The following is a 16,182-nucleotide window of genomic DNA, read 5'->3' on the forward strand; positions in this document are numbered from 1 at the left end:
GATGCTGGCATGAGGCGAATTAGGTTACTTGGCATTTGATAACAAGAATTTGGCATTCGGGAACAAAATGAACCGTCCCCCCTTGTTTGTCAGGGCCCCTGCCCTGACCGGCTTCACCCGACTGGTCAGCGAGCATGGCGGTGACGCCCAGGCCCTGCTGGCCCGTGTCGGCATGACACAGGCCCAGCTCGACGACGCCCATTTCAGCCTGCCCCTGGAGAAGGTCGCGCAGTTGCTGGAGATCACCTCGCAGGCCTTGTCGCTGGCGGATTTCGGCGCTCGCCTGGCGAACCTGCAGGACGTCTCCATCCTCGGGCCGCTGGCCCTCATCGTGCTCCACGCCAGCCACCTGGCCGATGCCCTGGAACGGGTCGCTCGCTACATGCCCTACCACTCCCCCGGGCTGAACCTGCGCCTGAGCGTCGAGGGCCAATATGCCGCCTGGCACCTGCAGCATGACCTGAGTGTAAGCAGGCTGGGCGACCGGCAATTGAGCGAGCTGGTCCATGGCATTGCCCTGGCTTTCCTGCGCCGGGTTACCCACCACACCGGCAAGCAATGGCAAATCAATTTCAGGCATGACAGCCCCCTCGACGCCAAGGCCTATCGCGCCCTGTATGGCTGCCGGGTACGCATCAACCAGGCTGAAAACGCCCTGCTCTTTCCCGCCAGCTTGCTCAGTACCCCGCTGGCCAGCGCCAGCCCGGCAATGCTTGAGACCACCGAGCGCATTGTCCGCCGCCTGATCCAGAGCCACCCCCTGGACCTGGGGCGCCAGGTGGAAATACTGGTGGAGCGCCTGCTGGTGACGGGCAACTGCACGCTGCCGGTCCTGGCCGGACAACTGGGCATGCCCCGGCATATGCTCCAGCGCCGCCTGCTAGCCCAAGGCTTGCGCGTGGAGGAAATCATCGATGACTTGCGCCGCAAGCGCCTTGAGTCGCTGCTGCCCCACCCGCAGATCGCCCTGACCGAAGTGGCGTTCCTGTTGGGCTACGGCGACCCCAGCTCGCTGACCCGCGCCTGCTATCGCTGGTTCGGCCAGAGCCCCAGCGCATGTCGCCAAAGGCACCTGGCGCGATCTTAGGCTCTGTACGAAAACTACCTGTGCTTCGATCAGACTGCGTTGAAGACAGGCTCGGCATGCTCATTCAGGCCGCTGGACTCGGCTTCCTCGCCTGCTTTTGCCTTGCCTGATCTTTGCTCGGCGAGTTTTCGTACAGACCTTTGGCGGGGCCGGTTGAGCCCCCGGCACCCGCGGTTCAAGCACCCGGCAATGTCGACAGCCCGGCACTCCCCGGGGCTTCGCTGACGATCATGTCCACGGCTTGCTGGGCAATCGGTGAAAGCGTGCGTCCGGCATGGGTCACCACGGCGTAGCGGATGGTCAGCACATCCGCCGGCCAGGGCGGCTGTATGAAAGGTGCCAGGTCCACCAGCAGCCCGTTGTGCAGGTCCTGGTCGAGCCACGAGCGCCAGGTCAGGAGCAACGAGTCGCTGCTCAGGGTGGTTTCGCGCAACAGGTTCAGATCGTTGGAGCTCAGGGTCCAGGGCAGCAAGGTGCCCGGCGCCAGATCGAACAGGGCATACAGCGAAGCTTCGTTGGACGGCGACACGCCACTCCACTGGTAGTCGAGGATCTGGGCACGGGCAATCGGACCTGCCTGGCGGGCCAGCGGGTGATCGCGGCGACAGAACACCGAGGCCGGCTGAGGCGGCAGATGGGTCACGGAAAAGCGCGGATCGATTTCCTCGCCCGACTTGAGGCTGGCGACCACGAAATCCAGTTGCTCGGTTTCCAGCAGGTGGCACAACTGATTCCAGTACCCGACCTGGACATTGAGCACCAGCCTGGGGACCTGTTTGCGCAACCTGATGAGAATATCGACGGTGTTGAGCGTGGCCGCCATCGGGTTGATGCCCAGGCGCAGTTCCCCACCTTCGGCGCCGGCAATATCGATGGCTTGCGCCACCAGCTTCCTGGCGCAACCGAGCAGCTCATGAGCACGCCCGATCAACTGCTGCCCGGCAGCGGTGAGCATCACCGTGCGCGTATCACGATCGAAGAGCCGAACGCCCAGGTCCGCTTCCAGCGACTGGATGCTGCGGCTGAACGCCGTCTGCGACAGGTTGGCCCGAGCCGCAGCGCGGGAAAAATGCAGTTCCTCGCTCAGATAGACCAGATGGCGCACACGTTTCAGATCGATTAAGTCGTTCACTGCATTAATCCAGCCCTATCTTTGCATTGGACACTCTTAACACGCTCCCAGAAGATTCTCCACCACCAGCATCGCCCGGCAGACAACACGTACTGCCTCCAATAAAAAAAACGATGGGGAAGTTCTGTGGCGCACCAATTCCAGCTTGATCCATTCCGCTTACTGGGCCTGCCAACGCTACTTGCACTGAGCATCAGCGCACCTGGCCAGGCCGCTACCTTCGACATCGGCGAGATCCAGGGGCAATTCGATTCTTCGTTGTCCATTGGCGCCAGCTGGGCACTGCGCAACCCGGACCGGGCCTTCATCGGCACGTGGAACGCAGGGCACGCCTCAAGCCAATCCTCCGACGACGGCCGGCTGAACTTTCGCAAGGGCGAAACCTTCTCGAAGATCTTCAAGGGCGTACACGACCTGCAGCTCAGCTACGGCGACAGCGGAGTATTCCTGCGGGGCAAGTACTGGTACGACTTCGAGCTCAAGGACGAGAGCCGGCGCTATGTGCAGATCAGCGATGAGCATCGCAAGGAAGCCGCCAAGTCCTCGGGCGCGCAGCTGCTGGACGCCTTTGTCTATCACAACTATTTCATCGCCGATCAGCCCGGCAATGCGCGCCTGGGCAAACAGGTGGTCAGTTGGGGGGAAAGTACCTTCATCGGCAATGGCATCAACGTGATCAACCCGACGGATGTCGCTGCCTTCCGGCGCCCGGGAGCCGAAATCAAGGAAGGCCTGATTCCGGTCAACATGCTGTTTTTGTCCCAGGGGCTGAGCGAAAACCTCTCTGCCGAATTTTTCTATCAACTGGAATGGGACCAGACCGTCGTCGACAATTGCGGGACCTTTTTCGGCTCCGACGTGATGGCCGATGGATGCAATACCCGCATGGGTTTCTCGCCCCCCTGGGACCCCAATGGCCAGTATCACTTCACCCGGGGTGGCGACCGCGACGCGCGGGACAGTGGCCAGTTCGGGATGGCCCTGCGCTGGCAGGTCGAGGCGCTGAACAACACCGAGTTCGGCCTGTATGCCCTGAACTACCACAGCCGCGCGCCTTTCCTCGGTGGCACGGTCGGCACGGCCCCCTTCGCGGTTAAGCCTGGGACCAGGGCATCGAGCGCCGAGTACTTCATCGAGTACCCGGAAGACATCCGCCTCTATGGCCTGAGCTTTGCCACCACCCTGGGCACCACTGCGGTTTCCGGCGAACTGAGCTACCGGCCGAACATGCCGCTGTCACTCAACGGCAGCGACGTGACCATTGCCGCGCTCGCCGGCCCGATGGCGGCCGATCTCGGTGCGCCGATCTTCACCAGCGGCTTTGCGCAGCCAGTGCCAGGCGAGAGCTTCCACGGTTATGTGCGAAAGCCGGTGACCCAGGCGCAAATCACCCTCACCCATTTCATCGACCAGGTCTGGGCCGCCGAGCGCCTGAGCCTGATTACCGAGATCGGCTACAACCACCTGGGGGATATCAACAGCAACGCCTTGCGCTTCGGCCGGGACAGTATCTTCGGCAACGGCGAACTGCCCGACAACCGCAATTGCGCGCTGATGGCCAACCCGGTCAACCCGCAGAACTGCAACAACAAGGGCTTCTACAGCGCCAATTCCTGGGGTTATCGCGGCCGCGCCATCCTCGACTATCAGAACGTGATCGCCGGGGTGAACCTCAAGCCCAGCCTGTCCTGGTCCCATGACGTGCAAGGCTACGGCCCCAACTTCAACCAAGGCAGCAAGGCCATCAGCCTCGCCCTGGATGCCGACCTTCGCAATACCTACTCGGCGAGTCTTTCCTACACCGATTTCTTCGGTGGCGCCTACAACACTTCGACTGATCGCGACTTCGTCGCCCTCAGCTTCGGCGTGAGCTTTTGAATCCACAATCAGCAATCGAACAGGACAGGGTGCGATGAACATTTCGAAGTCGTTTTTTCACGGCAGTGCGTTGTCGCTGCTGCTTTGTACGTCGGCCATGGCCGCAGTGTCGCCCGAAGAGGCGGCCAAGCTCGAGACCACGCTGACCCCGGTGGGTGCCGAGCGCGCCGGCAATGCCGACGGCACCATTCCGGCCTGGACCGGCGGCCTGGCGAAGAATGCCGGGGCGGTCGACAGCGCCGGTTTTCTCGCCGACCCCTATGGCAGCGAACATGCGTTGTTCTGCATTACCGCGCAGAACGTCGAGCAGTACAAAAGCCGCCTGTCCCCGGGCCAGGTCGCGATGTTCAAGCGCTACCCCGATTACCGGATGAACGTCTACCCCACTCACCGCAGCGCCAACGTACCGCCGAGCATCGTCGAGGCGGCCCGCAAGAACGCCCTGAACACCACCCTGGTTGCCGGCGGTAACGGCCTGGAGCACTTCACCAAGGCCTATCCGTTTCCGATTCCCGGGAATGGGCTGGAGGTGATCTGGAACCACATCACCCGTTATCGCGGTGACAGCGTGAAGCGCCAGATGGTGCAGATCGTGCCGGATGTCCAGGGCAACGGCACACCCGTGACCTTTGCCCACCAGTACGTGTTGCGCGAGAGCCTCACCGACTACGATCCGGCCAAGCCGAGCAACGTGCTGTTCTACAACAAGCAGACCGTGGTCGCGCCCGCGCGCCTGGCCGGCAACGTGGAACTGGTTCACGAGACCCTCGATCAGGTCAAGGAACCTCGCCAGGCCTGGATCTACAACGCCGGCCAGCGCCGTGTGCGGCGGGCCCCGCAGGTGGCCTACGACGGGCCGGCCGCCAGTACCGACGGCCAGCGCGTGGTGGACAACTACGACATGTTCAACGGCGCGCCGGATCGCTATGACTGGCAACTGGTGGGCAAGCAGGAACTGTACATCCCCTACAACAGTTACAAGCTCGATTCGCCCACGCTCAAGTACGCCGAGATCACCAAGGCCGGGCACATCAACCAGGATCTGGCGCGCTATGAACTGCACCGTGTGTGGCACGTGGTCGCGACCTTGAAACCCGGCCAGCGCCATGTGTATGCCAAGCGCGATTTCTACATCGACGAGGACTCCTGGCAGGCCGCGGTCATCGATCACTACGACGGGCGCAATACCCTGTGGCGGGTTGCCGAAGCCCACCAGCTTTCCTACTACAACAGCCAGGTGCCCTGGTACACCGCCGAGACCCTGAATGACATGGTCAGCGGCCGCTACCTGGTGCTGGGCCTGAAGAACGAAGAGAAGAGCAACTATCAGTTCGGCGTCAAGGCGCTGGAGGCCGAGTTCACGCCCAACGCCTTGCGCCAGAGTGGGGTGCGCTGAACTCGGGTCACGACGGCTCGAACAACAGCGCCTTCGCCGAGGGGGCGCCAGGACCTCGTACTGGCGGTGGGCACAGCCTCTGTGCCAACCGCCACTCTTTGGAAAATGCCATGAAAAGCACCCCCGCTCCTTCGCTACCGCTTCAATACGCGCCGAGCACAGCACCGGCAATACCCCGCGGCAACATGCGCCGGGTGGTCGTCGCCTCCTCCCTGGGCAATGCGCTGGAGATGTACGACTTCACCGTCTACAGCTTTTTCGCGGTGATCATCGGCCAGCTGTTCTTCCCCTCCGACTCCCCATTGGCATCGCTGATGATGTCGCTGGTGACCTTCGCCCTGGGTTTTGTCGTCCGCCCGCTAGGGGCGGTACTGATTGGCCGGGTGGCCGACCGCTACGGCCGCAAGCAGGCGCTGTCGCTGACCATTGCCTTGATGACCATCGGCACGGGCATCATTGCCTTTACCCCCACCTATTCCAGCATCGGGATCTTCGCCACCATCATGCTGGTGCTGGGGCGGATGCTGCAGGGCTTTTCCGCGGGCGGTGAGGTTGGCGCCGCGTCGGCCTTCCTGATGGAGTCCGGGCGCACCGACAACCGCTGCTTCATGGTCTGCTGGCAAGGCGCGAGCCAGGGCGCTGCCGCCCTGCTCGGGGCGCTTTCCGGGTTGGCGCTGACCAGTGTTCTGTCGGAGCAGGCGCTGCACAGCTGGGGCTGGCGCGTTCCGTTCATCATCGGCCTGCTGATAGGCCCGGTGGGCTGGTACATCCGCAAGCACCTGGATGAAACCCACCAGAACCCGGAGAACCCGACGCCGTTTCGCGACCTGTTGCGCAAGCACGCGCGCACCCTGGGGCTGGGCATATTGCTCATGGCCAGTTCGACGGTCACCTCCTACATGGTGGTGTTCTACATGCCGACCTACCTCACCCGGACCTTGCACTACTCCAGCAGCTTCGCCTTTTCGCTGGTGGCCTTCGCTTGCGTCCTGCTGACGGTCGTTCCCCCGCTGGCCTCGCGATGGGCTGACCGCATGCCACGGCGCAAGCCCTTGCTGTACTGGCTGTGCGGGCTGCAGATCATCCTGACCTACCCGGCCTTCATGCTGCTGGGCCTGCAAAGCACCCTGCTCTGCCTGGTGGCGGTGTCGATGCTGATCCTGCCGATGGCCATCAGCGGCGGCGCCGGCCTGGCGCTGCTGATGGAAGCCTTCGCCCGTGACGAGCGAGTCACCGGGCTGTCGATCGTCTACAGCTTCGGGGTCACCCTGTTCGGGGGGTTCTCGCCGCTGATCGTGACCTGGCTGATCGCCGTGACCGCAAGCCCGCTGGTACCTGCCTGGTATCTGTGCAGCGCCATCGTGCTCAGTGGCGTGGCCCTGCGTTTCTACCCGGAATATCCCGGCCGTCCCTGAATCCGACCTGCAACTGCCCCTCTACCTGGAACAAGGAATCCGTTGTGAACATGACCTCTCTGCAAGACCGACTGCAAGCCAGCACCGAGCGCTTCCTGAAGATCAGGCGCAACATCCACGCCCATCCGGAGCTGGGTGAAGACACCCTGGACACCGCAGCCCTGGTCACCGGCCTGCTCGAAGGCTGGGGTTATGAAGTCCACACCGGGGTGGGCGGCCATGGCGTGGTCGGCGTCCTGCGTCGCGGCTCGGGCTCCAGGACCCTGGGCCTGCGGGCGGACATGGATGCCCTGCCGATCATCGAGCGCAACGGCTTGCCCTGGGCCAGCCAACGCGCCGGGGTGATGCACGCCTGTGGTCATGACGGCCACACCGCCACCCTGCTGGCGGCGGCCGAACAACTGGCCCTGCACGGCGAGTTCGACGGCACGCTGAACCTGATCTTCCAACCGGATGAAGAAGGCCTGACCGGCGCCAGGAGCATGATGGCCGACGGGCTGTTCCGGCGCTTCCCCTGCGATGCGGTGTACGCCTTCCACAACATGCCGGGGTTTCCCGTGGGCTACGCGATCATCAAGAGCGGCGGGGTCATGGCCTCGTCCGAGCGGGTCGGCATTACCCTGACCGGCAAAGGCGGACACGGCGCCGTGCCGGAGCGCGCCGTCGATCCGATCCCGGCCCTGGCCGGCATCATCAGTGCCCTGCAAACCGTGGTCTCGCGCAACATCAGCGCCAACGATGCGGTGGTGATCAGTATCGGCAAGGTACAGGCCGGAACCGCCACCAACATCATTCCCGAATCGGCCATGCTGGAACTCAGCGTGCGCACGGTTGACCCGGCGATCCGCCAACAGGTCGAGCAGCGGATCCGCACCATCGTCGAGGGCCAGGCCGCAGCATTCGGGGTCACCGCCGAGATCGACTATCAGTTGCTGGCCCCGGTCCTGGTGAACACCGTCGCCGAGACGCAACAGATGCTCGACGCCGCGCGCAAGGCCCTGGGCAACGAGAACGTGGTGGAGCAAGTGTCATTCAGGGCCATGGGCAGTGAGGATTTTGCCTGGATGCTGGATGAAGTGCCCGGCTGCTATTTCGGCCTGGGCAACGGCACCGGGGAGTTCAACGGCTGCTCGGTGCACAACGATCACTACGACTTCAACGATCAATTGATTCCCCTGGGCGCAGCGTGCTGGGTGGAACTGGTCGAAGGCTACTTGCGCTGAGGCGCTTGGTTCTCGGGGTGCCCCGAGCTGGGCGCCCACACACTGTCTTGTGCAGGCCAGCCCTGCACCCGCCTATCAGGACACTGCCATGCCAAACGCTACCGCCATCGCCGACATGAGCGCCATCGAGCTGCTCGGTCATTACCGTGACAAGCAGCTGTCTCCCGTGGAGGTCACCCAGGACGCACTGGCCCGCATCGAGCGCTTCAACCCGCGGGTCAATGCCTTTTGCTACACCGATCCCGAAGGCGCGCTGAACACCGCACGCGAAGCTGAAAAGCGCTGGATGAAGGGCCAGCCCTGCGGCGCCCTCGACGGCCTGCCGACATCGATCAAGGAACTGACCCCGACCGGGGGCATGCCATCGCGCAAGGCATCACTGACGATTGGCGCGCAAGGCCCCTGGGACGTCGACGCGCCCGTCACCACTTTCATGCGGGAGGCCGGCGCCGTGGTGCTGGGCAAGACCACCAGCCCGGAGTTCGGCTGGAAAGGCGTGACCGACAGCCCGCTCTACGGCATCACCCGCAACCCCTGGGACACCCGCATGACCTGCGGCGGTTCCTCCGGCGGCGCAGCGGTGGCCGCGGCGCTCAATCTGGGCGTGCTGCATCAGGGCAGCGATGCCGGAGGCTCGATCCGCATCCCCGCCAGCTTTACCGGCACTTTCGGCTTCAAGCCCACCTTTGGCTACATCCCCCAGTACCCGGCCAGCGCGACGACCCTGGTGTCTCACCTGGGCCCCATGACCCGCACCGTGGAAGACGCCGTGCTGCTCCTGCAGGCCATCGCCCGCCCCGACCCGCGGGACGCGCTGATGGGAGCCCCGCGACACACCCCGTGGCTGCCCGACAGCACCCACCTCAACGGCCTGCGCATCGCCTACAGCGCAGACTTCGGCTATGTGCAGGTTGATCCGCAGGTCGCTCGCCAGGTGGCGCAGGCCGTGGCGCGGCTGGAACAACTGGGGGCGATCGTCGAAGCGGTCGACCCGGGATTCGACGACCCCCTGCAACTGTTCAAGAGCGTGATCTACGCCGGCGCACAGACGCTGGCCCGGCAACTGAGCACGGCCCAGAAAGCCATGCTCGATCCGGGCCTGTTGCGCTTTACCGAAGAATGCCGCCACACCACCCTCGCCGACTTCACCGCGGCCCAGGAAGCCCGGGCGGCCTTGATGGCCCACATGAACATGTTTCACAGCCGCTACGACCTGCTGGTCTGCCCGATGCTGCCGATCACCGCGTTCGAGGCCGGCCACGACACCCCGCCCGGCAGCGCAATTGATGACTGGATGAAGTGGTCGCCTTTCAGCTACCCCTTCAACCTGACCCAGCAACCTGCTGCCTCATTGCCCTGCGGGTTCTCGGAGGCGGGATTGCCCATCGGCCTGCAGGTGGTTGGCGCGCGATTTGCCGACGATCAGGTGCTGCGAGTATGCCGGGCTTACGAGCGTGCATTTCCCGCGCCCTTTCCACAGGCCCCCATGACCGGCGCGGCCATGGCCCAGCAGGTGTCGCCGGTGTAGGGTTTGCACCCTCTTGCCGTGCGCCGCAGTCAGCCCGCCGCAGACTGCGCCAGGACCTGGGCCAGGGCGTCCCTCAACTGCGCCTGGCTGAAGGGCTTGAAGATCCGTGGCAGCTCCGGCACCGGGCCGTCCTGGCGCTGGGCATAACCGCTGGCCAGGATGATCGGCAACTGCGGGTGCAGGCGCCGCACCGCTTCGGCCAACTGGCGGCCATCCATGTGTGGCATGGCCATGTCGCTGATCATCAGCTGGATGTCCCGGTGCTGCTCAAGACACTGCAGCGCCTGGGCCCCGCTGGCGGCGCGGATGACTCGATGGCCCAGGTCCTCCAGCAGCAGCGTGGTGCTGTCCAGGACCAGGCTGTCGTCATCCACCAGCAGCACGCACAGCGGCGGGTGGTCCGGGCCCGGGGCCGGCATGGCCTCACTGCCCGGCGACCCCTTGGCCGCGCTCGCCAGGGGCAGCCACAGCTCGGCGCGGGTGCCCTGGCCCAGGCGGCTCTGGAGCACCAGGCGCCCGCCCAGTTGCTCGGCCAGGCCGTGGACCATCGACAGGCCCAGGCCGGTGCCCTTGCCCAGGCCCTTGGTGGTGAAGAACGGATCGGCGGCGCAGGCCAGGGTCTGTTCGTCCATGCCCTGGCCATCGTCGACCACCGCCAGGCAGACGTACTGCCCCCGGGCCAGGTTGCCCGTGGCCCCGCGCAATTGCGCCTCGATCAGGATCGAACCGCCCTCGGGCATCGCATCCCGGGCATTGCTCACCAGGTTCAGCAGCGCCAGTTCCAGCTGGTTGAGATCAGCCTGCACCGCCGGCAGGTCCGGCGCCATCTCCACCCGCAGGGCAATCCTGGGCCCCACCGAACTGCACAGCAGGCCGCTGAGGCTGGCCACCAGTTGGCCCAGGTCCAGGGCCTGGGATTTCAACTCCTGGCGCCGGGCGAAGGCCAGCATGCGCTGGGTCAGGGTCACGCCGCGCTCGGTGCCCTGCAGCGCGTTGTCCAGCAGGCGCCGCAGCCTGGGGTCATCGCCGACCCGTTTGTGCAGCAGCTCCAGGTTGCCGCGGATCACCGTCAGCAGGTTGTTGAAGTCATGGGCGATGCCGCCGCTGAGCTGGCCGATGGCCTGGAGCTTCTGCGACTGGAACAGCGCTTCGCGGGCGACCTCCAGTTCCTTCTGCGCCTGGACCACCTCGGTGATGTCGCGGGTGATCTTGGCGAAACCGATGATGGCCCCGGAGTCGGCGCGGATCGGGTCGACAATCACATGGGCCAGGAACCGCGTACCGTCCTTGCGCAGGCGCCAGCCCTGCTTCTCGAAACGGCCTTCGCGGGCGGCGGCTTCCAGGGCCTTGCGCGGCTCGTCGCTGGCCCGGTCCTCGGCGGTATAGAACAGTGAAAAGTGCTGGCCGATGACTTCCTCTGGGGCATAGCCCTTGATCCGTTGCGCCCCCAGGTTCCAGCTGCTGACCCGGCCCTGGGCATCGAGCATGTAGATCGCGTAGTCGGTCACACTCTGCACCAGCAGGCGGAACTGCTGTTCGCTCTGTTTCAGGGTCTGCTCGGCGGCCCGCTGCTCGGTCATGTCCCGGGTGACCTTGGCAAAGCCGATCAGCCCGCCGGCGCTGTCGCGGATCGGGTCGATCACCACATGGCACCAGAACCGCGTGCCATCCTTGCGCAGGCGCCAGCCCTCGCCTTCGAAACGCCCGCACTGCGCGGCACTGTCCAGCGCCCTCTGGGGCAAACCGGCCTGGCGATCCTCGGGGGTATAGAAGCAGGAAAAGTGCCGGCCCAGCACTTCCTCCTCCCGGTAGCCCTTGAAGCGCCGGGCACCGCTGTTCCAACTGGCGACCCGGCCCTGGGCGTCGAGCATGTAGATCGCGTAGTCCACCACCGCATCGACCAGCAGGCGGAAGCGATCGTCAGTAAGAGGGTGGTACGGCTCGGGCAGATCAGGCATGGCAGTTTCCGTCGGGTATTTTTTTCATCGAATCGGCGAAACGTTGCAGCGCCGCAGCATTCATCGACCTGGGCTCGGGCCAGTGTGCACCGCCTGCAGCTGTCTGTGTGGAATCGCATGCCTGGCTCGACAACGCAAGGGACAGACGGTTGACCGTGGAAAATATATTTCCGAGCTTTCGATCTAGTGGCACTGCGGGCACAATGCGTACCTTTTTGGCTGGCCCTGCCGGAGACCCTGAAATGATCAAGACGCCGTACTACCTCATCGACAAGCAGAAGCTTTTGAGCAACATGCAGAAGATCGCCTACGTGCGCGAGCAGTCCGGCGCCAAGGCCCTGCTGGCCCTCAAGTGCTTCGCCACCTGGTCGGTGTTCGACCTGATGCAGCAGTACATGGACGGCACCACCTCCTCGTCGCTCTACGAGCTCAAGCTCGGCCGGCAGAAGTTCGAAGGCGAGACCCACGCCTACAGCGTGGCCTGGGCCGACGACGAAATCGAGGAGATGCTCGCCAACTGCGACAAGATCATCTTCAACTCCATCAGCCAGCTGCAGCGCTTTGCCGACGCCAGCGCGGGCAAGGTGCGCGGCCTGCGGGTCAACCCCCAGGTGAGCAGTTCGGACTACCTGCTGGCCGACCCGGCGCGCCCGTTCAGCCGCCTGGGCGAGTGGGACCCGGCCAAGATCGAGCAGGTCATCGAGCAGATCTCCGGCTTCATGTTCCACAACAACTGCGAGAACGGCGACTTCGGCCTGTTCGACCAGATGCTGACCACCATCGAGGAACGCTTCGGCCACCTGCTGCACAAGGTCGAGTGGGTCAGCCTCGGCGGCGGCATCCACTTCACCGGCGAGGACTACGCCCTGGACGCCTTCTGTGCGCGCCTCAAGGCTTTCTCCCAGAAGTACGGCGTGCAGGTCTACCTGGAGCCGGGCGAAGCGGCGATCACCCAGAGCGCCTCCCTGGAAGTGACCGTGCTCGACACCCTGTACAACGGCAAGCACCTGGCCGTGGTGGACAGCTCCATCGAAGCCCACATGCTCGACCTGCTGATCTATCGCCTGAACGCCAAGCTGTCACCAAGCGCGGGCGAACATACCTACATGGTGTGCGGCAAGTCCTGCCTGGCCGGGGATATCTTCGGCGAATACCAATTTGATCGTCCGCTGGCCATCGGCGATCGACTGTCGTTCATTGATGCGGCGGGTTACACCATGGTCAAGAAAAACTGGTTCAACGGTCTGAAAATGCCGTCCATTGTCGTGAAACAACTCGATGGCAGCATCGAGGTGGTACGCGAGTTTGGTTTCGAAGACTACCTGTCCAGCCTTTCCTGAGCGGACAGGTCACGAGGAGAAGTAAATAAATTGAAGAAGAATGTTCTTATCATTGGTGCAGGAGGTGTCGCCAAGGTGGTGGCCCACAAGTGCGCGCAGCACAACGACGAACTCGGTCGTATTGCTATCGCGTCGCGCAACATCTCCAAATGCCAGGCCATCATCGACAGCGTCAAGGCCAAGGGCAGCCTCAAACAGCCCGCTGAAATAAAAGCCTATGCGCTCAACGCGCTGGACATCGAGGCAACCAAGGCGCTGATCCGCGAGACCGAGTCGCAGATCGTCATCAACGTCGGTTCCGCCTTCCTCAACATGTCGGTGCTGCGTGCCTGCATCGATACCGGTGTGGCCTACCTGGACACCGCGATCCACGAAGAACCGGGCAAGATCTGCGAGACCCCGCCCTGGTACGGCAACTACGAGTGGAAGCATCTCGAAGAGTGCCAGCAGAAGAACATCACCGCGATCCTCGGCGTCGGCTTCGACCCGGGCGTGGTCAACGCCTATGCGGCCCTGGCCCAGCAGGAACATTTCGACCGCATCGACTCGATCGACATTCTCGACGTCAATGCCGGTTCCCACGGCAAATATTTCGCCACCAATTTCGACCCGGAAATCAACTTCCGCGAATTCACCGGGCAGGTGTGGAGCTGGCAGGACAGCCAGTGGACCAGCCACACCATGTTCGAAGTCAAGCGTACCGACGACCTGCCTGTGGTCGGTTCGCAAAACCTGTACCTGACCGGCCACGATGAAGTGCACTCGCTGTCGAAGAACCTCGACGTGCCCAACGTGCGGTTCTGGATGAGCTTCGGCGAGCACTACATCAATGTGTTCACCGTGCTGCGCAACCTGGGCCTGCTCTCCGAGCAACCGGTGAAGACCGCCGAAGGCCTGGAAGTGGTGCCGCTCAAAGTGGTCAAGGCCGTGCTGCCTGACCCGGCCTCCCTGGCCCCGGGCTACACCGGCAAGACCTGCATCGGTGACCTGGTCAAGGGCAGCAAGAATGGCCAGCCGCGCGAAGTCTTCATCTACAACGTGGCCGACCACGAAGAAGCCTACGCCGAGACCGACAGCCAGGGCATTTCCTACACCGCCGGCGTACCGCCCGTGGCCGCCGCCCTGCTGGTGGCCCGTGGCGAGTGGGACGTGCAGCGCATGGCCAACGTCGAGGAACTGCCGGCCAAGCCGTTCCTCAAGGCGCTGGACCTGATGGGCCTGCCGACCCGCATCAAGGACGAACAGGGCGACCGCCCATGGGACGCCAAGGCTTGATGCACTAGCCACGACAGGAGGCGCCGATGCAGGCGCCTCCTGCCTGGATGAATGTTTCGTTTGTGCGTCGCTTTTGCGTTTCTGTGCGACAGATCCCACTTCAGGGGCTCCCGCCCTGCTCCTTCGCAGTGTTAGCTTGGCAAGGTTTCTGACTAACAGCTCAGATAATCCTTACCCCCTGCAAAGGAATGCCCTCCGCAATGGATTTTTCTCTCAAGCACCTGGCTGCGGCCACCCTGATGCTCGCCAGCCTGTCGTCCTACACCTCGATCGCCCAGGCCAACATTACCCCGCAACAAAGCGCAGCCATCCTCAAGACCTTCAATGACGCCACGGTCACGGATTTCCGCCAGTTCCTCGGCACCCTGGCCAAGAGCCCGCTGGCCAAGAGCGACCAGCTCGCCCCGACCATCGAGGCCTTCCTGGCCAACAAGACCCTGAACGCCGAACAGCAGAACGAGATCCACCGCCTGCTGGGCCTCTACGCCCGGATCAAGTACGGCAAGGCCGCCACCGAAACCCTGCGCGAGCTGGTGGCCATCCCCACCTTCAACATCGACGGCGTGCCGCAGTACAAGAACCCCGAGTTCCTCAAGATCGCCGCCAAGATCCAGGACCTGGCCAAGGCCTTCAACCTGAACTTTCGCAACATCGACAACCGGGTCTACGAGATCTCCCTGGAAGGCAGCGGCGATGAAGTCGTCGGCATCCACGCCCACGCCGACGTGGTACCGGTGACCCCGGAAAACTGGGTGCTCGAAGACGGCACCCGCCTCGACCCGTTCAAGGTCACCCTGATCGGCGACCGCATGTACGGCCGCGGCACCGAGGACGACAAGAACGGCATCGTGGTAGCGCTCTACGCGATGAAGATCATCAAGGAAGAGAAGCTGCCCCTGGCGCGCAACTTCAAGCTGCTGGTGGACACCACCGAGGAAACCAGCGGCGATGCCATTCCCTACTACTTCGAACACAACCCGACGCCCAACTACAACCTGGCGCTGGACGGCGGCTACCCGGTGGTGATCGCCGAGAAAGGCTACGGCACGGTGATGGCCAGCTTCGCCCGGCGCGCCGCCGAGGGCAAAGGGGCGGAGATCACCCACCTCACCGGTGGCCTGGCCACCAACCAGATCCCCTCGACCTCGGTAGCCACCCTGGTCACCGAGCAGCCCGCGGAACTGGCCGCCAGCCTGCAAAAGGCCGGCGCCGAATATGCCAAGCAGCACGGCGGCAACTTCCAGGTCGCGGCCAAGGTGGTGGGCAAGGATGTGCAACTGACGGTCACCGGCGTCTCGGCCCACTCCTCCGAGCCCGAGTCCGGGGTCAACCCGGTGGCGCGGATGCTGGACTTCATCAACAGCCAGGACGGCAAGATCGCCTTCAAGCACAACGCCTTCACCGATGGTGCCCGCTACGCCGCCGACAACTGGGGCCTGGACTACCTGGGCAACAAGCTGGGTATCGGCTTCTCCGACGACTTCATGGGGCCGCTGACTACCTCCCTGACCCAGGTCAGCGTGGATGACAAGACCTTCAAGCTGGCGGTCAACCTGCGGGTGCCCAAGGGCAAGACCCCGCAAGTGCTGAAGGGCGAAATCACCGACAAGCTGGCGGCCTGGAGCAAGAAGACCCAGGTAGCGGTGAACATCGACACCAAGATCGCCGAACCTATGTACCGCAACCCCGAGGGTGAATGGGTCAAGGCACTGCTGGCGGTGGCCAGCGAGAACCTGGGCATGGCGCACAAGTTCGGCACCTCCGCCGGCGCCACCTCGGTGCACGAGTTGCCCAACGGCGTGCAGTTCGGCCTGGCGCGGCCCGAGGTCAAGTACACCGGCCACACCGACAACGAGTTCAAGACCGTGGAGCAGTTCCTCCTGGACCTGCAGATCGTCACCGAGATGGTCGGCCGCATCGGCCAGTTGCCCAAGCTCTGACCGCCCTCAC

General features: G+C 63.9%; 11 protein-coding genes. 9 read left to right on the forward strand and 2 right to left on the reverse strand.

Features of this window, described 5'->3' with window-relative positions:
- Nucleotides 1–67 precede the first annotated feature (67 nt).
- Nucleotides 68–1,087, forward strand: a complete 1,020-nt coding sequence (locus tag KI242_RS18515; RefSeq protein WP_073698943.1) for an AraC family transcriptional regulator — start codon at nt 68–70, stop codon at nt 1,085–1,087.
- A gap of 175 nt (nt 1,088–1,262) precedes the next feature.
- On the opposite strand, the gene KI242_RS18520 is transcribed toward KI242_RS18515, so the two are convergent.
- Nucleotides 1,263–2,219, reverse strand: a complete 957-nt coding sequence (locus KI242_RS18520) for a LysR family transcriptional regulator (RefSeq protein ID WP_212805417.1) — start codon at nt 2,217–2,219, stop codon at nt 1,263–1,265.
- A 126-nt stretch (nt 2,220–2,345) separates the two neighbouring features.
- Between KI242_RS18520 and KI242_RS18525 the strand changes: the two genes are divergently transcribed.
- The 5 genes from KI242_RS18525 (at nt 2,346) to KI242_RS18545 (ending at nt 9,659) form a co-directional block, all read left to right on the forward strand.
- A complete protein-coding gene (locus tag KI242_RS18525) occupies nt 2,346–4,097 on the forward strand; it encodes a DUF1302 domain-containing protein (RefSeq protein ID WP_015635989.1) in 1,752 nt (583 codons plus the stop codon).
- 34 nt (nt 4,098–4,131) lie between these two features.
- Nucleotides 4,132–5,493 (forward strand): DUF1329 domain-containing protein, encoded by a 1,362-nt coding sequence (locus KI242_RS18530; RefSeq protein WP_212805418.1) that lies wholly within the window; start codon nt 4,132–4,134, stop codon nt 5,491–5,493.
- Between the two features lie 110 nt (nt 5,494–5,603).
- A complete protein-coding gene (locus tag KI242_RS18535; protein ID WP_015635991.1) occupies nt 5,604–6,908 on the forward strand; it encodes an MFS transporter in 1,305 nt (434 codons plus the stop codon).
- A 50-nt stretch (nt 6,909–6,958) separates the two neighbouring features.
- Entirely contained in the window at nt 6,959–8,131 is a 1,173-nt protein-coding gene (locus KI242_RS18540) for an amidohydrolase (RefSeq protein ID WP_212805419.1), read from the forward strand.
- Between the two features lie 88 nt (nt 8,132–8,219).
- A complete protein-coding gene (locus KI242_RS18545) occupies nt 8,220–9,659 on the forward strand; it encodes an amidase (protein WP_212805420.1) in 1,440 nt (479 codons plus the stop codon).
- A 29-nt stretch (nt 9,660–9,688) separates the two neighbouring features.
- Here KI242_RS18545 and KI242_RS18550 read toward each other — a convergent pair whose 3' ends face one another.
- Complete coding sequence (locus KI242_RS18550) at nt 9,689–11,617, reverse strand: PAS domain-containing sensor histidine kinase (RefSeq protein ID WP_212805421.1); 1,929 nt, start codon at nt 11,615–11,617, stop codon at nt 9,689–9,691.
- Nucleotides 11,618–11,859: 242 nt separating this feature from the next.
- Between KI242_RS18550 and KI242_RS18555 the strand changes: the two genes are divergently transcribed.
- The 3 genes from KI242_RS18555 (at nt 11,860) to KI242_RS18565 (ending at nt 16,172) form a co-directional block, all read left to right on the forward strand.
- A complete protein-coding gene (locus tag KI242_RS18555) occupies nt 11,860–12,957 on the forward strand; it encodes a carboxynorspermidine decarboxylase (protein WP_011061817.1) in 1,098 nt (365 codons plus the stop codon).
- A gap of 30 nt (nt 12,958–12,987) precedes the next feature.
- A complete protein-coding gene (locus KI242_RS18560) occupies nt 12,988–14,232 on the forward strand; it encodes a saccharopine dehydrogenase family protein (RefSeq protein ID WP_161467008.1) in 1,245 nt (414 codons plus the stop codon).
- A 200-nt stretch (nt 14,233–14,432) separates the two neighbouring features.
- Nucleotides 14,433–16,172 (forward strand): dipeptidase, encoded by a 1,740-nt coding sequence (locus KI242_RS18565; protein ID WP_123430579.1) that lies wholly within the window; start codon nt 14,433–14,435, stop codon nt 16,170–16,172.
- Nucleotides 16,173–16,182 lie beyond the last annotated feature (10 nt).

The organism is Pseudomonas sp. Eqa60 (assembly GCF_018326405.1).
In the GTDB taxonomy this organism is placed as follows: domain Bacteria; phylum Pseudomonadota; class Gammaproteobacteria; order Pseudomonadales; family Pseudomonadaceae; genus Aquipseudomonas; species Aquipseudomonas protegens.